Source organism: Kitasatospora sp. NPDC051705, from assembly GCF_044453265.1.
Lineage (GTDB): Bacteria > Actinomycetota > Actinomycetes > Streptomycetales > Streptomycetaceae > Kitasatospora.
The window spans coordinates 107132-132329 of record NZ_JBITCO010000015.1 but is presented as its reverse complement, the minus strand read 5'-3'; the positions used below and the strand labels follow the sequence as shown (position 1 = coordinate 132329).

General features: G+C 73.1%; 15 protein-coding genes. 9 read left to right on the top strand and 6 right to left on the bottom strand.

Annotated features, from left to right (window positions below):
• The first annotated feature begins 75 nt into the window (after positions 1–75).
• From ACIA8Q_RS20595 to ACIA8Q_RS20580, 4 genes are all read left to right on the top strand, one after another.
• Entirely contained in the window at positions 76–1443 is a 1368-nt protein-coding gene (locus tag ACIA8Q_RS20595) for an L-serine ammonia-lyase (protein WP_387902195.1), read from the top strand.
• 269 nt (positions 1444–1712) lie between these two features.
• Complete coding sequence (locus tag ACIA8Q_RS20590; RefSeq protein WP_396317526.1) at positions 1713–3536, top strand: hypothetical protein; 1824 nt, start codon at positions 1713–1715, stop codon at positions 3534–3536.
• A 70-nt stretch (positions 3537–3606) separates the two neighbouring features.
• Complete coding sequence (locus tag ACIA8Q_RS20585) at positions 3607–4152, top strand: hypothetical protein (RefSeq protein WP_396317525.1); 546 nt, start codon at positions 3607–3609, stop codon at positions 4150–4152.
• 184 nt (positions 4153–4336) lie between these two features.
• Positions 4337–5083, top strand: coding sequence for a hypothetical protein (locus tag ACIA8Q_RS20580; RefSeq protein WP_396317524.1), 747 nt, complete (start codon positions 4337–4339; stop codon positions 5081–5083).
• Here the strand turns inward: ACIA8Q_RS20580 and ACIA8Q_RS20575 are convergent.
• The 5 genes from ACIA8Q_RS20575 to ACIA8Q_RS20555 all read right to left on the bottom strand — a co-directional run bounded on the left by ACIA8Q_RS20575 (position 5058) and on the right by ACIA8Q_RS20555 (position 11305).
• Positions 5058–5288 (bottom strand): hypothetical protein, encoded by a 231-nt coding sequence (locus ACIA8Q_RS20575; protein WP_396317523.1) that lies wholly within the window; start codon positions 5286–5288, stop codon positions 5058–5060. The two genes, ACIA8Q_RS20580 and ACIA8Q_RS20575, sit on opposite strands and share 26 nt — an antisense overlap.
• A 791-nt stretch (positions 5289–6079) precedes the next feature.
• On the bottom strand, positions 6080–7072 hold the full coding sequence (locus ACIA8Q_RS20570) for a DMT family transporter (RefSeq protein WP_396317522.1): 993 nt from the start codon (positions 7070–7072) through the stop codon (positions 6080–6082).
• A 588-nt stretch (positions 7073–7660) separates the two neighbouring features.
• The gene (locus tag ACIA8Q_RS20565) at positions 7661–8158 is read right to left on the bottom strand and encodes an ATP-binding protein (protein WP_360204735.1); all 498 of its coding nucleotides are present in this window, start codon (positions 8156–8158) and stop codon (positions 7661–7663) included.
• A gap of 322 nt (positions 8159–8480) precedes the next feature.
• A complete protein-coding gene (locus tag ACIA8Q_RS20560; RefSeq protein ID WP_360204733.1) occupies positions 8481–9698 on the bottom strand; it encodes an Ig-like domain-containing protein in 1218 nt (405 codons plus the stop codon).
• A 332-nt stretch (positions 9699–10030) separates the two neighbouring features.
• On the bottom strand, positions 10031–11305 hold the full coding sequence (locus ACIA8Q_RS20555; protein WP_360204730.1) for an Ig-like domain-containing protein: 1275 nt from the start codon (positions 11303–11305) through the stop codon (positions 10031–10033).
• 399 nt (positions 11306–11704) lie between these two features.
• Here ACIA8Q_RS20555 and glgX point away from each other — a divergent pair, with 399 nt between their 5' ends.
• The 3 genes from glgX to ACIA8Q_RS20540 all read left to right on the top strand — a co-directional run bounded on the left by glgX (position 11705) and on the right by ACIA8Q_RS20540 (position 17722).
• A complete protein-coding gene (gene glgX, locus ACIA8Q_RS20550) occupies positions 11705–13921 on the top strand; it encodes a glycogen debranching protein GlgX (protein WP_396317521.1) in 2217 nt (738 codons plus the stop codon).
• A 124-nt stretch (positions 13922–14045) separates the two neighbouring features.
• On the top strand, positions 14046–15893 hold the full coding sequence (locus ACIA8Q_RS20545; protein ID WP_360204726.1) for an ABC transporter ATP-binding protein: 1848 nt from the start codon (positions 14046–14048) through the stop codon (positions 15891–15893).
• Complete coding sequence (locus tag ACIA8Q_RS20540; protein ID WP_360204723.1) at positions 15890–17722, top strand: ABC transporter ATP-binding protein; 1833 nt, start codon at positions 15890–15892, stop codon at positions 17720–17722. The genes ACIA8Q_RS20545 and ACIA8Q_RS20540 overlap by 4 nt, the downstream gene beginning before the upstream one ends.
• An 81-nt stretch (positions 17723–17803) precedes the next feature.
• Here ACIA8Q_RS20540 and glgP read toward each other — a convergent pair whose 3' ends face one another.
• A complete protein-coding gene (gene glgP, locus ACIA8Q_RS20535) occupies positions 17804–20485 on the bottom strand; it encodes an alpha-glucan family phosphorylase (protein WP_360204721.1) in 2682 nt (893 codons plus the stop codon).
• Positions 20486–21518: 1033 nt separating this feature from the next.
• Between glgP and ACIA8Q_RS20530 the strand changes: the two genes are divergently transcribed.
• Together ACIA8Q_RS20530 and treS are read left to right on the top strand one after the other, a co-directional pair.
• Positions 21519–23474, top strand: coding sequence for an alpha-1,4-glucan--maltose-1-phosphate maltosyltransferase (locus ACIA8Q_RS20530; RefSeq protein WP_360204868.1), 1956 nt, complete (start codon positions 21519–21521; stop codon positions 23472–23474).
• Positions 23471–25195, top strand: coding sequence for a maltose alpha-D-glucosyltransferase (gene treS / locus ACIA8Q_RS20525; protein ID WP_396317520.1), 1725 nt, complete (start codon positions 23471–23473; stop codon positions 25193–25195). The genes ACIA8Q_RS20530 and treS overlap by 4 nt, the downstream gene beginning before the upstream one ends.
• Positions 25196–25198: the final 3 nt, after the last annotated feature.

Sequence of the window (25198 nt, the reverse complement as noted above, 5' to 3'; positions counted from 1 at the left end):
GGTGCGCGCGGTGCCCCGACCCGTGTCGTCCCCCGCCCGCCCGTACTTCCACGAGACCAGACAAGGACGTCCCCCGTGGCCATCAGCGTCTTCGACCTCTTCTCCATCGGCATCGGCCCGTCGAGTTCCCACACCGTCGGCCCGATGCGCGCGGCCCGGATGTTCGCCCGCCGCCTGCGGTCCGAGGGCATGCTGGACGGGGTGACGAGCGTGCGTGCCGAGCTGTACGGCTCGCTGGGCGCCACCGGCCACGGACACGGCACGCCGAAGGCCGTCCTGCTGGGCCTGGAGAACAACTCCCCCCGCACGGTCGACGTCGACCAGGCGGACAAGGACGTCGAGCGGATCACCGCCGAGAAGCGGATCAACCTGCTCGGCGACCACCCGATCGACTTCGACCCCGACACCCAGCTCGTGCTGCACCGCCGCCGCTCGCTGCCCTACCACGCCAACGGCATGACCCTCTGGGCCTTCGCGGCGGACGGCACCACCCTGCTGGAGAAGACCTACTACTCGGTCGGCGGCGGCTTCGTCGTCGACGAGGACGCCATCGGCGCGGAGCGGGTCAAGCCCGACGACACCGCGCTGCGCTACCCCTTCCGCACCGGCGAGGAGCTGCTGCGGCTCACCCGGGAGACCGGGCTGTCGATCTCCGGCCTGATGCTGGAGAACGAGAAGGCCTGGCGCTCCGAGGAGGAGATCCGGACCGGCCTGCTGGAGATCTGGCAGGTCATGCAGGAGTGCGTGCGGGCCGGCATGTCCCGCGAGGGCATCCTGCCCGGCGGCCTCAAGGTCCGCCGCCGGGCCGCCGCGGCCGCCCGGGCGCTGCGCGCCGAGGGCATCGGGCCGGCCAACGCGATGGAGTGGGTGACCCTCTACGCGATGGCGGTCAACGAGGAGAACGCCTCCGGCCGCCGGGTCGTCACCGCGCCGACCAACGGCGCGGCCGGGATCATCCCCGCCGTCCTGCACTACTACCTGAACTTCATCCCGGGCGCCGACGAGGACGGCATCGTCCGCTTCCTCCTCGCGGCCGGTGCCATCGGCATGCTGTTCAAGGAGAACGCCTCCATCTCCGGTGCCGAGGTCGGCTGCCAGGGCGAGGTCGGCTCCGCCTGCTCGATGGCCGCCGGCGGCCTCGCCGAGGTCCTCGGCGGCACCCCCGAGCAGGTCGAGAACGCCGCCGAGATCGGCATCGAGCACAACCTCGGCCTCACCTGCGACCCGGTCGGCGGCCTGGTCCAGATCCCCTGCATCGAGCGCAACGGCATGGCCTCGGTCAAGGCCGTCACCGCGGCCCGGATGGCGCTGCGCGGCGACGGCCGCCACCACGTCTCGCTCGACAAGGCGATCAAGACCATGAAGGAGACCGGCGCCGACATGAAGATCAAGTACAAGGAGACCTCGCGCGGCGGCCTCGCCGTCAACGTCATCGAGTGCTGAGCGGCTTACCACCGCAGCGCCGAGCCCCCGGACGGGAACCGTCCGGGGGCTCGGGCGTTCCGGGGGCTCCCTCGCCCTCTCTCTTGCCCTCCCCCTCTCGCCCTCCCCCTCGGCAGGGCCGCTCGTGGGCTCCTCGTGGGCCCCTCACGGGTGTCTCGCCGGTTCTCGCGGGCCTCTGGTGCGCTGCCGGAAATACCGCCGTACCGCTGGCCGGCCGCGGACAACTGGGCCATAATCTGCGCGAGTTGGTTCACCACCGGGGGGAGTGGATGACCTACCAGCCGTACCACGCCGCCGCGCGGGCCACCGCGACCGCACCGGCCACCACAGCCGCGCAAGCCGCCACAGCCACGCAGGGGCCGCCCGGCCACGCCTTCTCCGAGGCCACCAGACTGCTGTCCGCCGGGGTGTACCTGGACCCGGAGCTGCGCCGGCGCGTCGTCTCCGAACTGGTCGAGCACGAGGAGCGCTCCGTCCCGCCTTCGCTGGGCTTCGACCTCGTCACCGTCCTCGCCCATGCGCTCCGGGCCCGGGCGCTGGAGTTCCGCACCGGCGCCGTCCTGGCGGCCGTCTGGGCCGGCTTCTTCGTCACCGCCTACCTGCCGCTGCTCACCCACCCGCCGTCCTCCGGCTACGGCTCCTCCCGCCCGTACCGCGTCGTCGGCGACTCCTCCGCGGGCAACACCTTCGACGACCTCACCCGGTACGCGACGCCCTACCTGGCGAACACCGCCCTCCTGTACGCCCTCGCCTGCCTGCTGTCCTGGTACGCCAAGTCCCCGGACGTCCGCGAGGACGCCCTGTACGCGCCCGCCGCCCCCGCCGTCGCCCGGCCCGCCGCCCGGCGCCCCGCCAACGGGCTGCTGTCGCTGGCCGCCGGCGTCGCCCACGCCCTCTACTGGGTGGTGGCCCTGCTCGCGCTGCGGGACTCCCACCTCCTCGGCGTGCTCTTCCCGCTGGCGCTCGCCGCCACCGTCTGGGTGCACCGGCTGCTCGTCGCCGGCACCGTGCGCCGGGAACTCAACCGCGAGGACTTCCTCCGGCTCCGGCCACGACAACTACCCGCCGGACCGCGCTACGCCCGGATCGGCGCCGCGATCGGCGCCGAGCAGTACTCGCCGCTCGTCGTCTACGACCCCGCCGACCCGTTCCTCGGCGCGGGGACCCCGTACCAGCCCTGGTCGTTCGTCCTGGAGCTGAAGCGCCGCAGGACCGGGTCGGCCTCCGCCACGCCCGATCCCGCCACGGCCGCTCCCGCCCCGACCGCTGCCGCCGCGGCCTCCCCGGCCGGGGAGCTCACCGCCCGCGCCGTCCTCGACCTGATCGTCCCGCGGCTGCTCGCCCTGCGGCAGGCCGCCGCCTCGACCAGCCTGGACCGGCTGCGGGACATGGAGGTCCAGGAACTGGTCTTCCTGCCGTACGGCCCGCGCCGCGCCGACGTCCCGCGCGACCAGGAGACCGTCGCCCGGCACCTGGCCGCGGCGGTCGACGAGGGCGCCGAACGGCGCCGGCACTTCCTGCGGGTGCGGGTCGGCGCCTGGGACGAACAGGTCGTGCTGTCCGTCCTGCTCCGGGTGCACACCCAGGGCCGGCTGCTGGTGGTGGAGGTCGTGCCGCACGTCCTCGGCCCCGTCCGCCGCGACTACGAGCTGCTCGCCGACGCGGCCGCCCTGCGCGGCACCCGGCTGAACGGCGGACGCCCCGCCGTGTCGGCGTTCACCGCGGGGCCCGCCGCACTGCGCGCGCTCCGGCACCCGGGCGGCGCGGCCGGCGGGGACGGCGAGGCCGTGGTGGCCGCCCGGCCGGTCGTCTCCGTACGCGAGCTCGCCGCCGAGCCGACGGTCTCGCTCTTCCAGGAACTGGACGTCAACCGTTACGTGAAGACCATCGAGGAACGGATCATCGACGGCGTCCGCGAGGCACTGCACTCCGAGGGCTACGAGACCGGACGCTTCGAACAGACCGTCGTCCAGGTCCTGGACGGCGGGATCCACATCGGGTCGATGAGCGGCGGCGCGGTCGCCTCCGGCCCCGGCGCCACCGCCCGGCACAGCCCCACGCCCGAGGCACCGCACGGGGAGAAGACCGCGTGACGCGTGGACAGCGTGACGAGGGAACGGCTTGACGAGTGGACGGCTTGACGAGGGAGCGGGGAGACCGGCGATGAACGGTGGAACGGACGGGCGACAGCCCGGGCAGGCCGAGCAGGGCGGGGTGAGCGGCGGGGTGTCGATCGGGCACCTGTCCGGCGGGGCCGTCGCGGCCGGCGACCGGGCGAGTGCGGAGGACCGGTCCCAGCACTCCGGAGCGGCCGCACCCGCCGCCGGGCCTCCGGCGGGCGTGGAGGTGCCGACCGCGGTCCCCGGCGGGATCGCGGTCGGCGCGATGAGCGGCGGCGCGGTCGCCTCCGGCCCCGGCGCGCGGGCCGTCGACTCCTCCGTCCACCTCGACCCGCAGACCCGCCTGCTGCTCACCTCCGTCCGGCAACTGAGCGCCCAACTCCCCCTGCTCGCAAGGGTCGAGGGCGACGGCGTGGACGAAGTGGCACACGAGCTCGACGCCGTCCGCACGGCCGTCGAGGAGACGGGCACCGCCCCCCGCACCCGCCTGGAACGGCTGCGGGACCTCCTTCGGGGCTCGGCCACCGTGGTGTCCGGCCTCGCCTCGGCGCTCGCCGTCGTGCAGGCGATCGAGGGACTGCTGGGCTGAACCGGGACGAGGGACGACGGGGGGAGCGGGCGTGGGGATCCACTGGGACGCGGACCGGCAGCAGTGGGTGACGGTGCCCGACGGGGGTGCGCCATCGCCACCGCCACCACCACCGCCACTGCCTCCGCAGGCGCCGGCCGAGCCTCCCCCGCTGACGACGTCCGGGCCTTCGAAGTCGCCGACCGTGCCGAAGCCGCCGAAACGCCGTCCGCGCGCCGAGGGCGGCGGGCCCCCGGGGCTGCGGAAGCGGCGGACGATCGTGCTGGCGGCCGTCCTCGGGGTGCTGATCGGAGCGCTCGGGGGCGGCGCCGGGTACCTGTTGACGCGGCACGAGGGTTCGGGCGCGGCTGCCGGGCCGGGCTCGGCCACGACCGCGGCACCGGCGGCGCCCGCCCCGTCCACGCCCTCCCCGTCGGCAGCCTCCCCGTCGGCGGCGCCGACCGACCCGGCCACCGCCACACCAGCTCCCACGCCGACCCCCACCGGACCGCAGCTCAGACTCGTCCAGGACCCGGCGGGCTTCGACCTCCTCGTACCGGACGGCTGGAAGCGGCGCACGAAGGACCCCTCGGTCTTCTACGACTCCCCCGACGGCACCGGCCTGATCCAGGTGTTCCCGATGGGCGAGTTCACCCCGTACGACCGGGCCGTGGCCACCGACGCCGACCTCGCCCGGAACCCGTCCGGCTTCCCGGGCTACCACCGGATCCGGCTGGAGCAGACGCCCGGCGGCGGGGCCGAACTCGAGTACGCCTACAACCTGGGCGGCGGAGTGCGCCGCGTGGTCGACCACATCCTGGTCGGCCCGGACGGGCAGGCCCACGCCCTGCTGGTGGCCGGGCCTGAGGCGAGCTGGCCCAGCCCGTCCGGGGACCTGCTGCACTCCGTGGTCGGCTCCTTCTGCCTCACCGGGCACTGCCCGTCGGGCTGACTCCCACCGCCGTCAGGTCCCCGAAGAAGGCCCTGATGTCGGCGATCAGCAGGTCCGGCTCCTCCACCGCAGCGAACTGGCCGCCCCGGTCCGGCCCCGTCCAGCGCGTCCGGTCGAGGCGGTCGAGGCGGTGGAGGCGGTGAAGCGGGTCCTCCGGATCGGCGTCCGGAACAGCGATGCGAGACGGGTGAGTGCCCGCGGACACGCCCGAGTCCCGGCGCCGCCGAAAACTATGTAGACCGGTCGATATATTCCCCCTCAGCCACCCCAGGCCCACCATGCGGCACCACGCCCCGCCCCACACGTAGACGGCCTACACATCACCCTCGCGGCGCAGGAAGTCGGCCGGCCCGACTTCCTGCGCACCGAACCCGCCGCCCGGGAGCTTTTCTCTAGACCGGTCTACATATTCCTCCCACCCTCCCACCAGGCCGCCAGGCGGCCGCATGGGAAGTCGACCTAACCGACTTCCCGTGCAGAGCGGCCGGGCCATGACCTCACGGGCGCCGGAGCCACGGACCCCGGCGCCGGCACGCCCGACGCCTCGGCCGACGACGCGGCCGAGGCCCGTCGGCGCGCGCCGACCGTGCAGGAAGTCGGCCGGGCCGACTTCCTGTGCGGCGCCTCGACCTGCCGCACAAGGCCCCACCCCACATGTAGACCGGTCGGCATATTTCACCCCTGGCGCGCACGGGAAGTCTGCCGGGTCGACTTCCCGTGCACGTCGATCTCCGCTGGCGGCAGACTTTCTCTAGACCGGTCTACATATTCCTTCCGCCCTGCCCGCCTGAGCCGACAGGCGGCCGCATGGGAAGTCGATCAGTCCGACTTCCCATGCTGGGGCCTCACGGGCGGGACGGGGTCACAGCCGGGGGCGCGCCGGGACCGGGGCCTCACGGGCGGGGCGGGGTTACGGCCGGGCGCGCCGGGACCGGCGGCAGAGGCGGGGCGGGGTCACGGCCAGGCGCGCGCCGGGGCCGGCGGCGGAGGCGGCGGTCAGGTGGTGGGTGAGCGGTCGGGGCGGCGCCGGCGGCCGGAGGTGGGGAGGGTGAGGACGGTGATGGCGGCGGCGAGGATGGCGAGGCCGGCCCAGGAGGCGGCGGGGAGGCGTTCGCCGAGCGCGACGACGCCGAGGAGGGCGGCGACCGCGGGTTCGGCGAGGGTGAGGGTGGTGGCGGTCCGGGCGGAGGTGTGGCGCAGGCCGTGACCGAAGAGCCGGTAGGCGAGGAAGGTGGTGACGACGCCGAGGTGGAGCACCACGGCCGCACCCCGAGCCGTGGCGAGCCACCCCAGGTCACCGAGCAGCAGCACCGGCAGGACCAGCAGCGCCGCCCCGCCGAACATCGCCCCCATCACACCGGCGGACGGGTGGCCGCGGGTGATGAGCTCGCTGCCGACGAGCGAGTAGGCGGCGTAGGAGAGCCCGGCGAGTGCGGCCAGCAGCACGCCGACGAGGTCCACGGTCGTTGCGCCGCCGTCGAGTTGGGGCCCGAGGACGAGGACGGCGCAGCCCAGGACGGCGGTGGCCGTGGCGCCGGCCCAGCGGCTGCTCGGCCGCCCCTGCCGGGCGAGCCAGCCGAGGAGGCCCGCGAAGACGGGTGCGCTGCCGAGGGCGATCACGGTGGCCACGGCGACGCCGGTCCGGGTCACCGCCGGGTAGAAGCCGACCGGGTACCCGACGACGGCCACCGCACCGAGCGCGAGCAGCCGGCGTTCGCGGCGGTCGCACGCCCGGGGCAGGTTCCTGGCGCTGCGGGTGGAGAGGAGGAGCAGCAGTCCGCCGAGGACGAGCGCGGCGGCGCCGATGCCGACCGCCGAGGCGCCCGCGGGGGCCAGCGAGGCGGCGGTGCCGGTGGTGCCCCAGATCAGGGCGGCGGTCAGGATCGGCAGCGGCCCGTCGAGGGGCCGGTTCCGGCGGGTGGCGCCGGTGCGGGAGGTGCGGGAGGTGCGGGAAACGAGGCGCGCGGGAGCGCTGGTGCGGTTCGGCACGATCGTGAACTTCCGTCGTCGGAATCCGTCAGGAGGAGTCGGATGCGGAACGGGCGCACGTCGTCGACCCGGCGCCGGCGGAAGCCGGGCACGGGGTTTCGTCGGGCTGGGACCACCAGCGCGGGCGCCCGCTCAGGTGGACAGCGGTGGCAGCGAGACGCGCCAGTACGGGTTCACGGGCCCGATGCTACCCAGTCGGCGGTCGCCGGGCGGCAGGAGTGGGTCGATCATGAATATTCACAGGTAACAGCGTTAACCTATGCAAAATCCAAAGGTGAACTAGGTTACAAACCTTGTAATCCAAGACGCCCGGTTTGCCCACATGCTGAGATCCGTGCGATAGTCAGGGCATCGAACTTCGACTGGCCCGACCTGGCGCAGTCGACGCCCATCGCGCGGCACGCACCCCCTTGGCCGGCGCGATGACTTGCAGGGGCCCCCACACGCCGGACCACGGCGACGCAGGGGGCCCCGCGTGTTTTCCGGCTCGAGCGCTCCGCCCCACGCGCCCTCGCGCAGCCCCCGCACGCCCGTCCGGCCCTGCCGCGCCGGGGCCGGGACCACGGCCGCGCCAGGACCAGGACCGGCTCAGTGCCGCTCGCGGACCTTCAGCTCGAACCAGACGCCCTTGCCACGCGGCAGCAGGTCGGCGCCCCAGCGGTCGGCGAGGTCGTCGATGACCCGCAGCCCCCGCCCCCGCTCGTTCACCGGCCGCGGCTCGGCGAGGATCATGCAGGGCAGGGCCCGGGAGGAGTCGCGGACCTCGACGCGCAGCCAGCCCGGCTTGCGGCTGACCTGGAGGCCGATGGTGCGGCCGGCGGCGTGCCGGACGGCGTTGGAGACGAGTTCGCTGGTGAGTAACTCACCGGCTTCCAGGTGCTGGTGGAGGTCCCAGGCCTCCAGGGCCGAGAGCACCAGCCGGCGGGCCACCGGGCCGGACTCGGGCCGGGACGGCAGCCGCACCTCGTTCGGCGCGGACGGGTCGCACAGCCTGCCGCAGTACATCTCCTCGAGCTCCTCGGAGCTGAGCCGCTCGAGTGCCGCCAGCGCGCCCTGGACATCGATCCACGACGTCTCGGCGACCAAGCCGGCCCCGGGAACCGATGACTGATCTGTTTCGCCCCAACCCGCCATGCGGTCCATCATTGCGGAACGCAAGCAGCCGCGTACGGACAATGAGCAAACGATCTCCCCCGCGTCGGCATATGCCGGGTGCAAGCCGACGGCCGGACGGGGGGCGCCGCACCGCCGGGAGGAGACCCGCGGCCCCTGGCCGCCCCGGCCGCCCCGGGCCGGTGGAGCGGGCGACCCGGGCCGCTCGCGCGTCAAGCCCGGGTTGCCACGAACGCACTCCGGCCAGGCAGTTCCGACCGGGACGTTGCCCACCGGCGGGTTCCTGCCGGCGCTGCTACCAGGCGCTCCAGGCGAGGTTCCAGCCGCTCAGGCCGTTCGCCGGGTCGAGCGTCTCCTTCTTGGTGGAGTTCTTGACGATCACCACGTCGCCGACGATCGAGCTGTCGTAGAACTTGCCCATCGACGTGGAGTCCCCGCCGCCCTTGACGTCCTTGAGGCCGACGCAGCCGTGGCTGACGTTGTCCTCGCCGAAGGCGTCGCTCCAGTAGTTGCCGTGCACGTAGGTGCCGGAGGTGGTCAGCCGCATGGAGTGCGGGACCTGGAGGTCGTAGGGGGCGCCGGTCATGCCGGGGAGGGTGCTGGACTGCATCCGCACCACGCCCTCCTTGGCCATGACGACCATGGTCCCGTTCCAGGTGGGGTGGTCGGGCGAGCCGGAGGTGATGTCGATCCGGGACGGCTGGCCGTCGCCGTGGTCGACGGTCATCGTGTGCGCGGCGGCGTCAACCGTCGAGACCTGGGATCGCCCGATCGTGAAGGGCTCGTCCCGGTCGGTGCCGTACACCCCGGGGGCGATCTCGACGTTCTTGAGCCGGTAGTGCACGACCACCTTGGTGCCGGGCTTCCAGTACTTCTCGGGGCGGAAGTCCAGCCGGCGGTCGTCGAACCAGTGGCCCTTCACCTCGGTGCCGTTGTCGGTCTCGAAGGTGATGCCCTTGGCGACGTCGGCCTTGTTCTTGACGTCCTTGCTGAAGTCCACCGAGACGATCATGCCGACGCCGTACGTCGCGTTGTCGTCCACGTTGTCGGAGGCCTTGGCGAGGGCCGTCGGCGTCAGCGTGGTGAAGCTGCTGTCCGCGGTGGCGACCGCGCCGTCGGTGTCCGCGGCCATCGCGCTCACCTGGTAGGCGGTGCCGACCGCCAGGGCGGCCGACGGGGTCCAGCTGGAGCCGTCGGCGGCGATGGTGCCGGGCACCTCCTTGCCGGACTTGTCGCTGACCTTGACGGTGGTGAGCTTGCCGCCGGTCGCCCCGATCTTCAGCGCGTTCGGCGCGACGTCCACCGAGCCGGCCTTGGGCTGGATGTCCACCACGGCCCTGGACACCTTCGGCACGGTGCTGGTGGGCGCCGCCGCGGACGGGGAGGCGGCCGCGCCGGCCCCCAGGTCGGCCTTGGCCGCGCTGCCCGCGGCGTTCCCGCCGCCCCCGCCGCCGCACGCGGCCGTCAGGGCCATCGCCCCGCCGACCAGACCGACGGCGGCCACCCTGCGCATTCTGCGTATCGACCTCAACGTCGATCCCTCCCTCTGAAACCCCGCGATGAAGACCCCGCACCCGGAGCCACGGCCCGGGAGACCCCGGAGCCACCGGCCCCGGAGACCCCGGGCCGGAAGGCCCCGAGCCTGACACCCCGTACGCACGGCGGAAGCCGCGCGAACACGACGGACCTGACCACTACACGCACCGGCCACCGGAAAGGTTGCGCCATCCGGGGGCCGGTGCGCCCCGGGAACGCGAGCGGCCCGACCCCAACGGGTGAGGATCGGGCCGCTCGTCCGAACTGTGCTGACGAACCGGGACTACCCGGCCCGCCGGCGGGCAGGAGTTACCAGTTCGCCCAGCTGACGTTCCAGCCGCCCAGCCCGTTGGAGGGCGAGACGGTCTTCTCCTTGGTGTTCACGATCTTGACGACGTCGCCGACCATCGAGTCGTTGAAGAACTTGCCCGCGACGGAGGCGTCGCTGCCGCCCTTCTCGTCCGCCATCGAGACGCAGCCGTGGCTGGCGTTGGTCTTGCCGAACGGGTTGGCCCAGTAGTTGCCGTGCACGAAGGTGCCGGAGGTGGTCAGCCGCATGGCGTGCGGGACGTCCTGGATGTCGTACTCGCCGCCGAGACCGACGGTCTGCGAGTTCATCCGGGTGACCTTCTCCTTGGACATGATCACCATCGTCCCGCCCCAGGACGGCGTGGCGTCCGCGCCCAGGGTGACCGGGACGGTGGTGGACTTGCCGTCCCGCTCCACGGTCATCTGGTGCGACTTGGCGTCCGCGGTGGAGATCTGGGAGCGGCCGATGGTGAACGGCTCGTCCTTGTCCACGTCGCCGTAGACGCCCGGGGCGACCTCGACGCTCTTCAGCCGGTACTTGATGGTGACCTTGGTGCCCGGCTTCCAGTACTCGGCCGGACGGAAGTCCAGCCGGTTGTCGCCGAACCAGTGGCCCTTCACCTCGGTGCCGTTGTTGGTCTCGAACGTGATGCCCTTGAGGACGGCGTCCTTGTTCTTCACGTTCTTGCTGAAGTTCACCGAGACGATCATGCCGACGCCGTAGGTGGAGCCGTCGCTGATGTTGTCGTTGGTGGAGACCTTCTTGTCCGGCGTCAGCGTGGTGAACGAGGTGGTGGACGCGGCCACCAGGCCCTCGGCGTCCTTGGCCTGCGCGTTCACCTTGTACGCCATGCCGACGGCGAGCGTCGCGGCGGGCTTCCAGCCGGTGCCGTCCGGGGTGATCGCGCCCTCGACCGGCTTGCCGTTCTTGTCGGTCACCTCGACCGTGGTGAGCTTTCCGTTCGAGACGGAGACCTGCAGGGCGTTGCTCGGGGCGACGTCCTGGGCACCGTCCTTCGGCTCCACGGCGAGCACCGCGGCCGAGGTCTTGGGCTCCGCGGAGGAGCCGGCCGGCGCCGCCGTCCCGTTCGCGCCCGCGGTCGCCGCGGGCGCGGCGTTGTCGCCGCCGCCCCCCGAACCGCCCGAGCCGCCCTTGTCGTCGTTGCAGGCCGCGGTGAGCAGCAGCACCCCGCCCATGACCAACGCCATCGCCCCCCTGCGCCCGTAGCGGCTGGCGGTGCGTATCGCGGCGTCGGCCGTCTTACCCGTCTTCACGGTTTCTCCCCTCCCGGTGTCCACTCTCTTGACGCGCTGAGTGCCCCCATGAGTTGCACCGGACGCCGATCTTTCGCACCGGTGTGCGGTGCGCCGGAGCAGGATAGCCGGGCCGTATGAGGGAATCCCGAGCGGAGGTGGGTGGAGACGCGGTGAACCGGCGGTGACGATCGTCCGAAGCCACCGGCACGGCGCCGCGCCCGGGCGCGGCACCCGGGCGCCCGCAGGCCCACAAGCCCGCAGGCCCGACAGCCGGACCACCGAGGGCGCCACCGGGCGGACACGCGCATCCCGACCGCCATCCGCCGGTAAGCCGCCGTTCAGCTGCTTCCGATCAGCGCAATCCGGGAAAGAGGAAGTGCACGGGGTCCGGGACACCCCGCCAGGGAGGGTACGGCCATGGCGTCAGGGCAGGAGCTGGAAGCCGGTGCGCGGGCGTCCGGCGGGGTCGCCGCCGAACCACCGTGGCCCGGCAGCTGGCAGCCGCTCGGCGCCCGCCACCGCACCGACCACCTCGGCCGCCGCGGCACCAACTTCGCGCTCTGGGCGGCCGGCGCCGAGGCGGTCGACCTCTGCCTGTTCGACGAGGAGGGCCGGGAGAGCCGGCACCGCCTGGCCGAGCAGGACTTCCAGATCTGGCACGGCTTCCTGCCCGGCGTGCTCCCCGGCGCCCGGTACGGCTTCCGCGTGCACGGCCGGTGGGACCCGTGGACGGGCGCCCGCTGGAACCCGGCCAAGCTGCTGCTCGACCCGTACGCCCGCGCCGTCGACGGCTGTTACACCAGTCACGACGCGGTCTGCGCGGCGGTGCGCAACTGGCCGGAGCGGGACGTCGCCGACACCGTCCGGGACAACCGCGACTCGGCCCGCTACGTGCCCAGATCCGTGGTCGTCCACGACGACGACGACTGGTACGACGACCACCGCCCCAAGACGCCCTGGGCCGAGACGGTGCTCTACGAGCTGCACGTGCGCGGCTTCACCATGCGCCACCCCGACGTCCCGCCGCAGCTGCGCGGCACCTACGCGGGCCTGGCCCACCCCGCCGCGATCGCCCACCTGACCGGACTCGGCGTGACGGCCGTCGAGCTGCTGCCGGTGCACCAGTTCGCCAGCGAGGACCACCTGCAGTCCCGCGGCCTGGTCAACTACTGGGGTTACAACACGGTCGGCTACTTCGCCCCGCACGCCGGCTACTCCGCCTCGGGCTCGCGCGGCGGCCAGGTCGGCGAGTTCAAGCGGATGGTGCGCGCGCTGCACGCCGCCGGGATCGAGGTGATCCTCGACGTGGTGTTCAACCACACCGCCGAGGGCGCCGAGCTCGGCCCGACGCTCTCGCTGCGCGGCATCGACAACGCCGCCTACTACCGGACGGCCCCGCACCGGCCGCGCGGCTACGCCGACTACACCGGCTGCGGCAACACCCTGGACACCCGCCGACCGCAGGTGGTCCGGCTGGTCACCGACTCGCTGCGGTACTGGGTCACCGAGATGGGCGTGGACGGCTTCCGCTTCGACCTGGCGGCGGCCCTCGTCCGCGGCACCGACGGGGTGGACATGGACCACCCGTTCCTCGCCGCCGTCTCCCAGGACCCGTTGCTCAGCCGGGTGAAGCTGATCGCCGAGCCGTGGGACGTCGGCCCGGGCGGGTACCAGGTCGGCGGTTTCCCGCCGCTGTGGGCCGAGTGGAACGACAAGTACCGGGACACCGTCCGGGACTTCTGGCGCGGCGCCCGCCCGGACGTGCGCGAGCTGGGCTACCGGCTGTCCGGCTCCTCCGACCTCTACCAGCGCGGCGGGCGCCGCCCGTACGCCTCCGTCAACTACGTGACCGCGCACGACGGCTTCACCCTGCGGGACCTGGTCAGCTACGACCGCAAGCACAACGAGGCCAACGGCGAGGCCAACCGGGACGGCACCGACGACAACCGCTCCTGGAACCACGGCGCCGAGGGCGAGACCACCGATCCCGAGGTCAACGCCCTGCGGCTGCGCCAGTTGCGCAACCTGATGGCCACCCTGCTGCTCTCCACCGGCGTCCCGATGATCACGGCGGGGGACGAGCTGGGCCGCACCCAGGGCGGCAACAACAACGCCTACTGCCAGGACAACCCGACGAGCTGGCTGGACTGGTCGCTGCTCGCCGAGGACGCCGATCCCGGCTGGCGGGAGCTGTGCGGGCTGACGGCCCGGCTGATCCGGCTCCGCCGGGCCCACCCCGTCCTGCGGCAGCGGGCGTTCTTCTCCGGCCGGGCCACCGCCCCGGGCGGCCAGCCGGACCTCGCCTGGTTCACCCCGCTCGGCAAGGAGATGACCGAGGCCGACTGGTTCTCCCCGACGGCCTGCCTGGGCATGCTGCTGTCCGGCGCCGCGATGTCGGAGCGGGACGGCACCGGGTGCCCGGCCCGGGACGACAGCTTCCTGCTGCTGCTCAACGCCGGCCACGAACCGGTGGTGTTCACGCTGCCCGGGGAGCCCTGGGCCGCCCCGGAGGAGGCGTACGAGACGGTGGTCGACACGGCCGCCGCGGGCTCCGGCGAGCGGTTCCCGCGGGGCGCGGTGGTGCTGGGCGGGCGCTCGCTGCACCTGCTGCGCGCCCCCGCCCCGCACGCGTAGCGCCGGTCGTCGGCGTCCGGCGCCCCGTGCCCGCGGGCACGGGTGGCCGGTTCTCGCCGCACCGCCCTGACAGGGGTGAAAAACCGGATGAGAAATGACGCCGCCTCGTCCTACCCTCACGACGATGGCCGAGAACAGACAAGACGACGACACCACGACCGGGCGCCGCCGCTCCACGGTCCGTTCCCTGCTGCGCCTGTGGCCCTACGCGCGGGCCGTGCGGCGCCGGTTGGCCGTCTCGGTGGGCTCCGCCGTGCTGGCCATGCTGAGCGTCCTCGCCGTCCCGCTGGTCCTCGGCCGGATCGTCGACGGACCGCTCGCCCACCACGACCTCGCCGGGCTCTGGCCCCTGGTCGGCCTGCTGCTGCTCCTCGGCCTGGTCGAGGCCGCGCTGTTCTACACCCGCAGGGTGGTCCTGGCCCGCCCGCTGGCCGGGCTGGAGACGGCCATGCGCGGCGACCTCTTCGCCAAGCTCCAGCGGCTGCCGATCTCCTTCCACGACCGGTGGGGATCCGGCCAGCTGCTCTCCCGGGCCACCGCCGACATGTACACCATGCGGCTGTTCCTGGCCTTCCCGCTGGTCTTCCTGATCGTCAACTCGGTGATGTTCCTGGCCGGCACGGCGGTGATGTTCACCCAGGACTGGCGCCTGGCCCTGATCACCCTGCTGCCCGCCGTCCCGCTGTTCCTGCTGACCCGGCGCTTCGAGCACGGCTACTCCGGCGCCTCCCGGCTCGCCCAGGACCAGAACGGCGACCTCGCCACCGTCGTCGAGGAGTCCGTCCTCGGCATCCGCATCCTCAAGGCCTTCGGCCGGCACCGCTCGATGGCCGAGCGCTTCCGCGCGCAGTCCCACGAGCTGCGCCGCACCGAGCTGCGCAAGGCGGGGCTGCTGGCCAACCTGTGGGCGGTCATCGTCGGCCTGCCGGAGCTCGCCCTCGGCTGCGCCCTCGCCGCCGGCGCCTACCTGGTCGCCCACGACGAGCTGAGCGCCGGCACCCTGGTCGCCTTCCTCTCCACCGCGCTCGCGCTGCGCTGGCCGGTCGAGTCGCTCGGCTGGTTGCTCGCCTATGCCAACGAAGCCGCCACCGCCACCGACCGCTTCTTCGAGGTGCTGGACGAGCCCGAGGACGCCGACCGCCACACCGCCGACGGCCCCGGCCCGACCTCCGGACAGGGCTCCGGCCCCACCGCCGACGGCATCCGGTTCAGCGGCGTCCGCTTCCGCTACCCCGACGCCCCGGACGACACCCCCGACCTGCTGGCCGGCATCGACCTGCACGTCCGCAGCGGCGAGACGATGGCCCTGGTCGGCGCCACCGGCAGCGGCAAAACCACGCTCACCGCACTGCTCCCCCGCCTCTACGAGGCCACCGGCGGCACCATCACCCTGGACGGCCGGGACATCCGCGAGCTGTCCCGGGAGCGGCTGCGCGAGCTGGTCGCCGTCGCCTTCGAGGAGCCCACCCTGTTCTCCGCCACCGTCCGGGAGAACGTCCTGATGGGCGCCCCCGGCGCCGGCGAGGAACGGCTGCGCTCCGCCCTGTCCACCGCCCAGGCCGGCTTCGTCGACAAGCTCCCGGCCGGGGTGGACACCGAGGTCGGCGAGCAGGGCCTGAGCCTGTCCGGCGGGCAGCGCCAGCGGCTGGCGCTGGCCCGCGCCGTGGTCGGCGACCCGGCCTTCCTGGTGCTGGACGACCCGCTCTCCGCGCTCGACGTGCACACCGAGGCGCTGGTCGAGCGGGCGCTGCGCGAGGTCCTCGGCTCCACCACCGCCCTGGTGGTCGCCCACCGCCCGAGCACCGTGCTGCTCGCCGACCGGGTCGCGGTGCTCGCCGACGGCCGGATCGAGGCCGTCGGCACCCACCAGGACCTGCTGCGCGACTGCGCGCACTACCGCGAACTGATGTCGGGCGAGGCCGCCCTCCTGCCGGACGGCCCCCTCGTGCTGGAGAAGGGGCCTGCCCGATGACCACCACCGTCGAGCCCGCGCCGGTCGCGGAGGAGGAACTGCCGCCTCCCCCGGCCGACGAGGAGGACATCCCCGTCCCGCCCGGCGCGCCGGGGGCACTGCTGCGCTCGCTGCTGGGCCCGCACCGGGCCCGGATCGCCGTCGCGATGGTGGTGATCCTGGTCCAGCAGGCCGCCCTGCAGTCCGGCCCGCTGCTGGTCGCCGTCGCGATGGACCGCGGCATCCCGGCGCTGCGCGGCCACGACGCCGGGCCGCTGGTCGCGGTGGTCTGCGCCTACCTGGGCTGCGCGCTGCTCAGCCCGCTGCTGCAGTGGGCGTTCATCAAGATCAGCGCCCGGGTCAACCAGGACATCCTGCTGGAGCTGCGCGGCCGGATCTTCCGGCACGCCCAGCGGCTCAGCCTGGACTTCCACGAGCGCTACACCTCGGGCCGGATCATCTCGCGCGCCACCAGCGACGTGGACGCGCTGCGGGAGCTGCTCTCGGAGGGCCTGCAGGAGCTGCTGACCGTCTTCCTGTCGCTCTGCTACATCTCGGTGCTGCTGCTGGTGCTGGACTGGCGCCTCGGTCTGGTGTCCCTGGTGTCGATCCTGCCGCTGGCCCTGATCGCCCGGTCCTTCCGCCGCCGCTCCCGCCGGGTCTACCGCCGCTCGCGCACCTCGGCGGCCTCGCTGATCGTCCGCTTCACCGAGACCATGAACGGCATCCGCCCGGTGCAGGCCTTCCGCCGCGAGCGGGCGAACGACGCGGCCTTCGCCGTGGTCAACGAGCGCTCCGCCACCGCGACCGCGGACGGCCTGCTGGAGATCGCCCGGTACGTCGGCCTCTCCCGCGCCACCGCCAACGTGTGGACCGCCGGCATGGTGCTGCTCGGCGCCTACCTGGTCACCGACGGCACGCTGGAGCTGGGCGTGCTCACCGCCTTCGTGCTCTACCTGCGCCGGCTCTACGACCCGATCGACCAGCTGGCGATGTTCCTGAACAGCTACCAGTCGGCCGCCGCCGCGCTGGAGAAGATCGCCGGTCTGCTCGCCCACGAGCCGACGGTGGCCGAGCCCGCCGAGCCCGCCGACCTGCCGCCGGCCGCCGGCAAGGGCCGCGAGGTCCGCTTCGAGCGGGCCCGCTTCGCCTACCGCACCGGCAAGGAGGTGCTGCCGCCCTTCGACCTGCTGATCCCGGCCGGACAGACGGTGGCGGTGGTCGGCGCGACGGGCGCCGGCAAGTCGACGGTCGCCAAGCTGCTGGCCCGCTTCTACGACCCGACGGACGGCCGGATCCGGCTGGACGGCGTCGACCTGCGCGACCTCGCCACCCCCGAGCTGCGGCGCGGGGTGGTGATGGTGACCCAGGAGTCCTTCCTGTTCTCCGGCACCGTCGCCGAGAACATCGCGATCGGCCGCCCCGGCGCGACCCGCGAGGAGGTCGAGCAGGCCGCCCGGGACATCGGCGCGCACGAGTTCGTCGCCGCGCTCCCGGACGGCTTCGACACCGACGTGCGCAAGCGCGGCGGCCGGATCTCCGCCGGCCAGCGCCAGCTCGTCGCCTTCGCCCGCGCCCTGCTCGCCGATCCCACCGTGCTGATCCTCGACGAGGCGACCAGCTCGCTGGACGTCCCCGGCGAGCAGGCCGTCCAGCGGGCCATGCGCACGGTGCTGGCCGGGCGGACGGCCGTGATCATCGCGCACCGGCTCTCCACGGTGGAGATCGCCGACCGCGTCCTGGTGATGGACCAGGGCCGGATCGTCGAGGACGGCTCCCCGCAGGAGCTGGTCGACGGATCCGGCCGCTTCGCCGCCCTCCACCGGGCCTGGCGGGACAGCCTCGTCTGAGGTGTGCCCGGTGCCGCCGGACGCACCGGGGGCGTGCCCCGTGCGCGTCCGCGGCGCCGGGGCACGCCCTCGGGCGGCTCGCTAGCGCAGCACGCCCGCGTCCATGCCCACCGACTCGGCGGGCAGCGCGACCAGTCCCGGCTCGGCCGGGGAGGCGAGCCGGGGGTGGGTCGGCAGCACCCGGACGGTGTAGCCGAACGGGCCGGTCCGGCAGAGCTCCAGCGAGCCCTCGTAGCGGGTCCGCCCGTCCAGGTCGGGCCCGCCGACCGGCTTGAGGGCGAGCACGCAGGCGTCCGAGATGCCGTCCGACTCGTCGACCCGCCCGGAGACCGCCTGCACCTCGACGTCGCCCGGCGCGAGCGCCCCGAGCGCGACCTGCACCCGCAGCGCCAGCGAGCTGCCGAGCTCCTGCGCCTCGTCCGGGCAGTCCGCCTCGACGTGCTCGACCCGCACGGCCGGCCAGGCCTCGCGGACCCTGGCCTTCCAGGCGGCCAGTTCCTGGGCGCCGCGGTGGGCCGAGCCCGCCAGCTCCCGCTGGGCCAGCGCCGCCGGGGTGTACAGCCGGTCGACGTACTCGCGGACCATCCGCCCGGCCAGCACCTTGGGCCCGAGGGTCACCAGGGTGTGCCGGACCATCGCGATCCAGCGGTGCGGCAGCCCGTCCGCGCCGCGGTCGTAGAAGCGGCCGGCGACCTGCTCCTCGATCAGGTCGTACAGCGCGGCGGCCTCGATGTCGTCGCGCCGCTCGGCCTCGCCGCTGTCCGGGTCGAGCACGCCGCCGGTCTCGTCGGCGGTCGGGATCGCCCAGCCGTTCTGGCCGTCGTACCACTCGTCCCACCAGCCGTCCAGGACGGACAGGTTGAGGCAGCCGTTCAGCGCGGCCTTCATCCCGGAGGTGCCGCAGGCCTCCAGCGGGCGCAGCGGGTTGTTCAGCCAGACGTCGCAGCCCGGGTAGAGGAGCCTCGCCATCGCCATGTCGTAGTCCGGCAGGAAGACGATCCGGTGCCGGACGGCCGGGTCGTCGGCGAAGGCCACCATCTGCTGGATGAGCCGCTTGCCGCCGTCGTCGGCCGGGTGGGCCTTGCCGGCGACCACGATCTGCACCGGCCGGGTGGGGTGCAGCAGCAGCGCCCGCAGCCGGTCCGGGTCGCGCAGCATCAGGGTGAGCCGCTTGTAGGAGGGCACCCGGCGGGCGAAGCCGATGGTGAGCACGTCGGGGTCGAGCACCGAGGAGACCCAGCCGAGCTCGGCCTCGCCGGCGCCGCGCTGGCGCCAGGAGGCGCGCAGCCGGCGGCGGGCCTCCTCGACGAGCTGGGCCCGCAGGCTGCGGCGCAGGTCCCAGATCTCGGTGTTGCCGATCCGCTCCAGGCCCGTCCAGCGCTTGGCGTCACCGGTGGTCATGGCGTCCTCGGCGCGCTCGGCGCCGATCTCGGCCGCGCCGAGCCGGACGACCGCCGGGTCGATCCAGGTGGCGGCGTGGACGCCGTTGGTGACCGAGGTGATCGGCACCTCGGCGGCGTCGAAGCCGGGCCAGAGGCCGTTGAACATGGAGCGGCTGACCTCGCCGTGCAGGGTGGAGACCCCGTTGGCGCGCTGGGCGAGCCGCAGGCCCATGGCGGCCATGTTGAAGAGCTTCGGGTCCCCGCCGCGCCAGGTCTCGGCGCCGAGCGCGAGCACCGGGTCGACCGGGACGCCGGGGAGCGCGGCGTCGCCGCTGAAGTGCCGGGCGACGAGCTCGCGGTCGAAGCGGTCGATGCCCGCCGGGACGGGCGTGTGGGTGGTGAAGAGGGTGCCGGCCCGGACGGACTCCAGGGCGGCGGCGAAGTCGAGGCCGGCGCCCTCGGGGGCGGCCGGGCCGGCGGCGACCAGCTCGCGGATCCGCTCGACGCCGAGGAAGCCGGCGTGGCCCTCGTTGGTGTGGAAGACCTCGGGGGCGGGGTGCCCGGTGAGCCGGCAGTAGGTGCGGACGGCGCGGACGCCGCCGATGCCGAGGAGCATCTCCTGGAGCAGCCGGTGCTCGCTGCCGCCGCCGTAGAGGCGGTCGGTGACGTCGCGTTCGGCGGGCGAGTTGGCCTCGATGTCGGAGTCGAGGAGCAGCAGCGGGACGCGCCCGACCTGGGCCTTCCAGACGTGCGCGGCCAGGGTGCGGCCGCCGGGCAGGGCGAGGTCGACCCGGGCGGGCGTGCCGTCGGCCTCCCGGAGCAGGCTGACCGCGAGTTCGTCCGGGTCGAGCAGCGGGTAGCGCTCCTGCTGCCAGCCGTCCCGGTTGAGGGACTGCCGGAAGTAGCCGTGCCGGTAGAACAGTCCGACGCCGATGATCGGGACGCCGAGGTCGCTGGCGGCCTTGAGGTGGTCCCCGGCCAGGATGCCGAGCCCGCCGGAGTACTGGGGCAGCGCGGCGGCGATGCCGTACTCGGGCGAGAAGTAGGCGATCGCGGCGGGCGGCGGGGTGGGGCCGGCCTCCTGTTGGGCCTGGTACCAGCGCGGGCCGGTGAGGTACTCGCGCAGGTCCTCGGCGAGGTCGCCGAGTCTGCGCAGGAAGCGCCGGTCGGCGGCGAGCGCGGCGAGCCTGGCGGCCGGGACCTCCCCGAGCAGCCGCACCGGGTCCTCGCCGGTCGCGGCCCAGACCTCCGGGTCCACGGACCGGAAGAGGTCCCTGGTCTCGGGGTGCCAGGACCAGCGCAGGTTGAGGGCCAGCTCGTGCAGCGGCTGGAGTTGTTCGGGCAGGACGGTGCGGACGGTGAATCTGCGGATTGCCTTCACGGCGTGAAGCGTAGCCGTGACGGCCGTCGTGGCAGTGCGTCAAGTGGCCTATTGGGCATCCGTTCGGGCTATTGATGAGATCGCATTCGGCGCATTGGTCTGCACAGGGGGCGCGCGAGGCGCACATTCCGGGGGTCCGCGCTACCAATGCGTGAACACTGCGGAACAGGTCCATTTCCGATGGCGCATCCACTCAGGACAAAGCCCGAAACTACTGTCGTACCGCTGCAAAAGTCTTGTCGCCGGTGCGAGGATGACCCAGGGTCGTAGCTGCTGCGGGGAGTACGGCGACGGGTGGCGTCCCCCTCGAAGCAGCACGTCCGAATCCTTTTCGCGTTGATCGTTCCCCTTCCCTCTTAGCCCGTTCGGCGCTCACCGCGCACCGACGCGTGTCCTCGTGCTCGGGCTGCTCGTTCACGGGTGGACCGGGTCGCCCAGGGGCGTGCCCCTGGAGGCGTGCGCCGGGACGCGCGCGGGCTCCGGGGCCTCCCGCCGCGGGCTCGGCGGGCGCCGGGCGGTTGCCGGGGACGGCGGCGCGGGCAGGCTTCCGGTCGCACGTCCTCCCCACCCAGCAGTCCTCCGGTACTCCCCTGGCCCAGCCCGGCCCGCGGGAGTTGCCGCCGATCTCGGGCAGGAGTTTGGCATGCACGGCGACACGCGGGACCAGTCCACACCGGTGGCCGAAACCATCGACGCAGCGGTCGCGGAATCCGCCGGACGGACGGATTCTGACACTCGGACAGACCCGGCGATGCCGGCGCCCCGGGCCGGGGCGGTCCGGACCGAGCCGGCCGACGCGGCCCGACAACCCGGGGCCGAGGACGGCCGGACGGCGGCTCCGCGCAGGCGCACCACCACGACGCGCCGCACCGCCGCCACCGCGAGGAGCGCGGCGGAGCCCGCCGCCACGGCGGCCGTCACCCCGAAGGCCGCCACCCCGAAGGCCGAGGCTGTGCCGCGCAAGGCCGAGGCCGCGCCGCGCAAGGCACCCGCCCGCAAGTCAGCCGCCCGCAAGACGACAGAGAGCGACACCGTGATCGGCCGCATCCCCGTCCTGGACGTCAGCCCCCTCGTCGACTCCGGCCGCCGCCCGGCCAAGGCCGTCGTCGGCGAGACCTTCCTGGTCACCGCCACCGTGTTCCGCGAGGGCCACGACGCCGTCAACGCCAACGTGGTGCTGCGCGACCCGCGCGGCCGCAGCGGCCCCTGGACACCGATGCGCGAGCTCGCCGAGGGCACCGACCGCTGGGGCGCCCACGTCACGCCGACCGCGCCCGGCCGCTGGTCGTACCTGGTCGAGGCGTGGAGCGACCCGATCGCGACCTGGCGGAAGACCGCGGCGGTGAAGCTGCCCGCCGGCATCGACACCGCGCTGGTCCTGGAGGACGGCGCCCGGCTGATGGAGCAGGCCGCGGCCGGGGTGCCGAAGAAGGAGGGCCGCGCGCACGTGCTGGCCGCCGCCGACGCGCTGCGCGACCCCGGCCTGCCGCCGCTGTCCCGGCTGGCCGCCGCGCTCGCCCCCGAGGTGCTGGACCTGCTGGCCCGCCACCCGCTGCGCGAGCTGCTCAGCGCCTCCCGCCCGCTGCCGCTCCAGGTGGACCGCGAACGCGCCCTGTTCGGCTCCTGGTACGAGTTCTTCCCCCGCTCGGAGGGGGCGGTGGTGGACCCGAACGGGGTCGAGCCGCCGCGCTCGGGCACCCTGCGCACCGCCGCGGAGCGGCTGCCGGCCGTCGCCGCGATGGACTTCGACGTGGTCTACCTGCCCCCGGTCCACCCGATCGGACGAGCCTTCCGCAAGGGCCCCGACAACACCCTGACGGCCGGTCCGCACGACGTCGGCTCGCCCTGGGCGATCGGCTCCCCGGAGGGCGGCCACGACGCCGTCCACCCGGACCTCGGCACCATCGAGGACTTCGACCACTTCGTCGCCGAGGCCCGCGCGCTGCACCTGGAGGTGGCGCTGGACTTCGCCCTGCAGTGCTCCCCCGACCACCCGTGGGTGAACAAGCACCCGGAATGGTTCAGCCACCGCTCGGACGGCACCATCGCGTACGCCGAGAACCCGCCGAAGAAGTACCAGGACATCTATCCGATCAACTTCGACCAGGACATGGACGGAATCGTCAAGGAAACCGTCCGCCTCCTCCGGTTCTGGATGTCCCACGGCGTCCGGATCTTCCGCGTCGACAACCCGCACACCAAACCGGTCGTGTTCTGGGAGAAGGTGCTCGGCGACATCGCCCGCACCGACCCGGACGTCGTCTTCCTGGCCGAGGCCTTCACCCGCCCCGCGATGATGCACACCCTGGCGAAGATCGGATTCCACCAGTCGTACACGTACTTCACCTGGCGCACCACCAAACCGGAACTCACCGACTACCTCACCGAACTCACCGGTGACGCCGCCGCCTACATGCGGCCCAACTTCTTCGCCAACACCCCGGACATCCTGCACGGCTACCTGCAGCACGGCGGCCGGGCCGCCTTCGCCGTCCGCGCCGTGCTCGCCGCCACCCTCGCCCCCAGCTACGGCGTCTACGCCGGCTACGAGCTGTTCGAGAACGAGCCGGCCCACCCCGGGTCGGAGGAGTACCTGCACTCGGAGAAGTACGAGCTGCGCCCGCGCGACTGGACCCGCGGCGACTCCCTCGCCCCGCTGCTCACCGTGCTGAACCGGCTGCGCCGGCGCCACCCCGCCCTGCAGCAGCTGCGCGACCTGCGCTTCCACCCCACCGACAACGACCAGGTGCTCGCCTACTCCAAGACCGCGACCACCCCCGAGGGCATCACCGACCAGGTCATCACCGTGGTCAACCTCGACCCGCACCACGTGCAGGAGGCCACCGTCACGCTCGACGGCGATGGCCCGTTCGCGGTGCACGACGAGCTCACCGGCGCCGTCTACACCTGGGGCCGGCACAACTACGTCCGGCTCGATCCCTCAGCCGAGCCGGCTCACCTCCTCACGGTTCGGAGGAACCCAGCGTGACAGTGAACGAGCCCGTCCCCGACACCTTCCCGGAGACCTCGAAGAAGAACCTGGACCCGGAGTGGTTCAAGCGTGCGGTCTTCTACGAGGTGCTGGTGCGGTCCTTCCAGGACAGCAACGGCGACGGGGTCGGGGACCTCAAGGGGCTCACGGCCAAGCTCGACTACCTGCAGTGGCTCGGGGTCGACTGCCTCTGGCTCCCGCCGTTCTTCGCCTCGCCGCTGCGCGACGGCGGGTACGACGTGGCCGACTACAAGTCGGTGCTGCCGGAGTTCGGCGACATCGCCGACTTCATGGAGTTCGTCGACGCCGCGCACGCCCGCGGCATGCGCGTGATCATCGACTTCGTGATGAACCACACCAGCGACCAGCACCCGTGGTTCCAGGCCTCCCGGGCGGACCCGGACGGCCCGTACGGCGACTTCTACATGTGGGCCGACGACGACAAGCAGTACCCGGACGCCCGGATCATCTTCATCGACACCGAGACCTCCAACTGGACCTACGACCCCGTCCGCAAGCAGTACTTCTGGCACCGCTTCTTCTCCCACCAACCGGACCTCAACTACGACAACCCCCGGGTCCAGGACGAGATGATCGCCGGGCTGCGGTTCTGGCTGGACCTCGGCATCGACGGCTTCCGGCTGGACGCGGTGCCGTACCTCTTCGCCCGCGAGGGCACCAACTGCGAGAACCTCCCGGAGACCCACGAGTTCCTCAAGCGGGTCCGCAAGGAGATCGACGCCGACTACCCCGACACCGTGCTGCTCGCCGAGGCCAACCAGTGGCCCGAGGACGTCGTCGACTACTTCGGCGACTTCACCGCGGGCGGCGACGAGTGCCACATGGCGTTCCACTTCCCGGTGATGCCGCGGATCTTCATGGCGGTGCGGCGGGAGTCGCGCTACCCGGTCTCGGAGATCCTCGCCAAGACCCCGCAGATCCCCAACGGCTGCCAGTGGGGCATCTTCCTGCGCAACCACGACGAGCTGACCCTGGAGATGGTCACCGACGAGGAGCGCGACTACATGTACGCGGAGTACGCCAAGGACCCGCGGATGCGCGCCAACGTGGGCATCCGCCGCCGGCTCGCCCCGCTGCTGGAGAACGACCGCAACCAGATCGAGCTGTTCACCGCCCTGCTGCTCTCCCTCCCCGGCTCGCCGGTGCTCTACTACGGGGACGAGATCGGCATGGGCGACAACATCTGGCTGGGCGACCGGGACGGCGTGCGCACGCCGATGCAGTGGACCCCGGACCGCAACGCGGGTTTCTCCTCCGCCGACCCGGGCAGGCTCAGTCTGCCGCCCATCATGGACCCGGTGTACGGCTACCAGGTGACCAACGTCGAAGCGCAGCAGAGCAGTTCGAGTTCGCTGCTGCACTGGACGCGTCGCATGATCGAGATCCGCAAGCTCAACCCGGCGTTCGGCCTCGGCACCTACACCGAACTGCCCTCCAGCAACCCCGCCGTGCTCGCCTTCGTGCGCGAGCACGAGGGGGACCTGGTCATGTGCGTGAACAACTTCTCGCGGTTCGCGCAACCGACCGAACTGGACCTGCGGCAGTACGGCGGACGGTACCCGGTCGAACTGATCGGCGGGGTGCGCTTCCCCTCGATCGGCGAGTGGCCCTACCTGCTCACCCTGGCCGGCCACGGCTTCTACTGGTTCCAGCTCCGGCAGCCCCCGCGCCTGAGCGGGACCAGGCGCTCGAAGTAACGA

What these genes read in the sequence shown, in the direction of transcription:
- ACIA8Q_RS20590 (WP_396317526.1), top strand. Translation starts at nt 1,713, where the DNA reads ATGACCTACCAGCCGTACCACGCCGCCGCGCGGGCCACCGCGACCGCA.
- glgX (WP_396317521.1), top strand. Translation starts at nt 11,705, where the DNA reads ATGGCGTCAGGGCAGGAGCTGGAAGCCGGTGCGCGGGCGTCCGGCGGG.
- ACIA8Q_RS20585 (WP_396317525.1), top strand. Translation starts at nt 3,607, where the DNA reads ATGAACGGTGGAACGGACGGGCGACAGCCCGGGCAGGCCGAGCAGGGC.
- ACIA8Q_RS20560 (WP_360204733.1), bottom strand. Translation starts at nt 9,698, where the DNA reads ATGCGCAGGGTGGCCGCCGTCGGTCTGGTCGGCGGGGCGATGGCCCTG.
- ACIA8Q_RS20540 (WP_360204723.1), top strand. Translation starts at nt 15,890, where the DNA reads ATGACCACCACCGTCGAGCCCGCGCCGGTCGCGGAGGAGGAACTGCCG.
- ACIA8Q_RS20545 (WP_360204726.1), top strand. Translation starts at nt 14,046, where the DNA reads ATGGCCGAGAACAGACAAGACGACGACACCACGACCGGGCGCCGCCGC.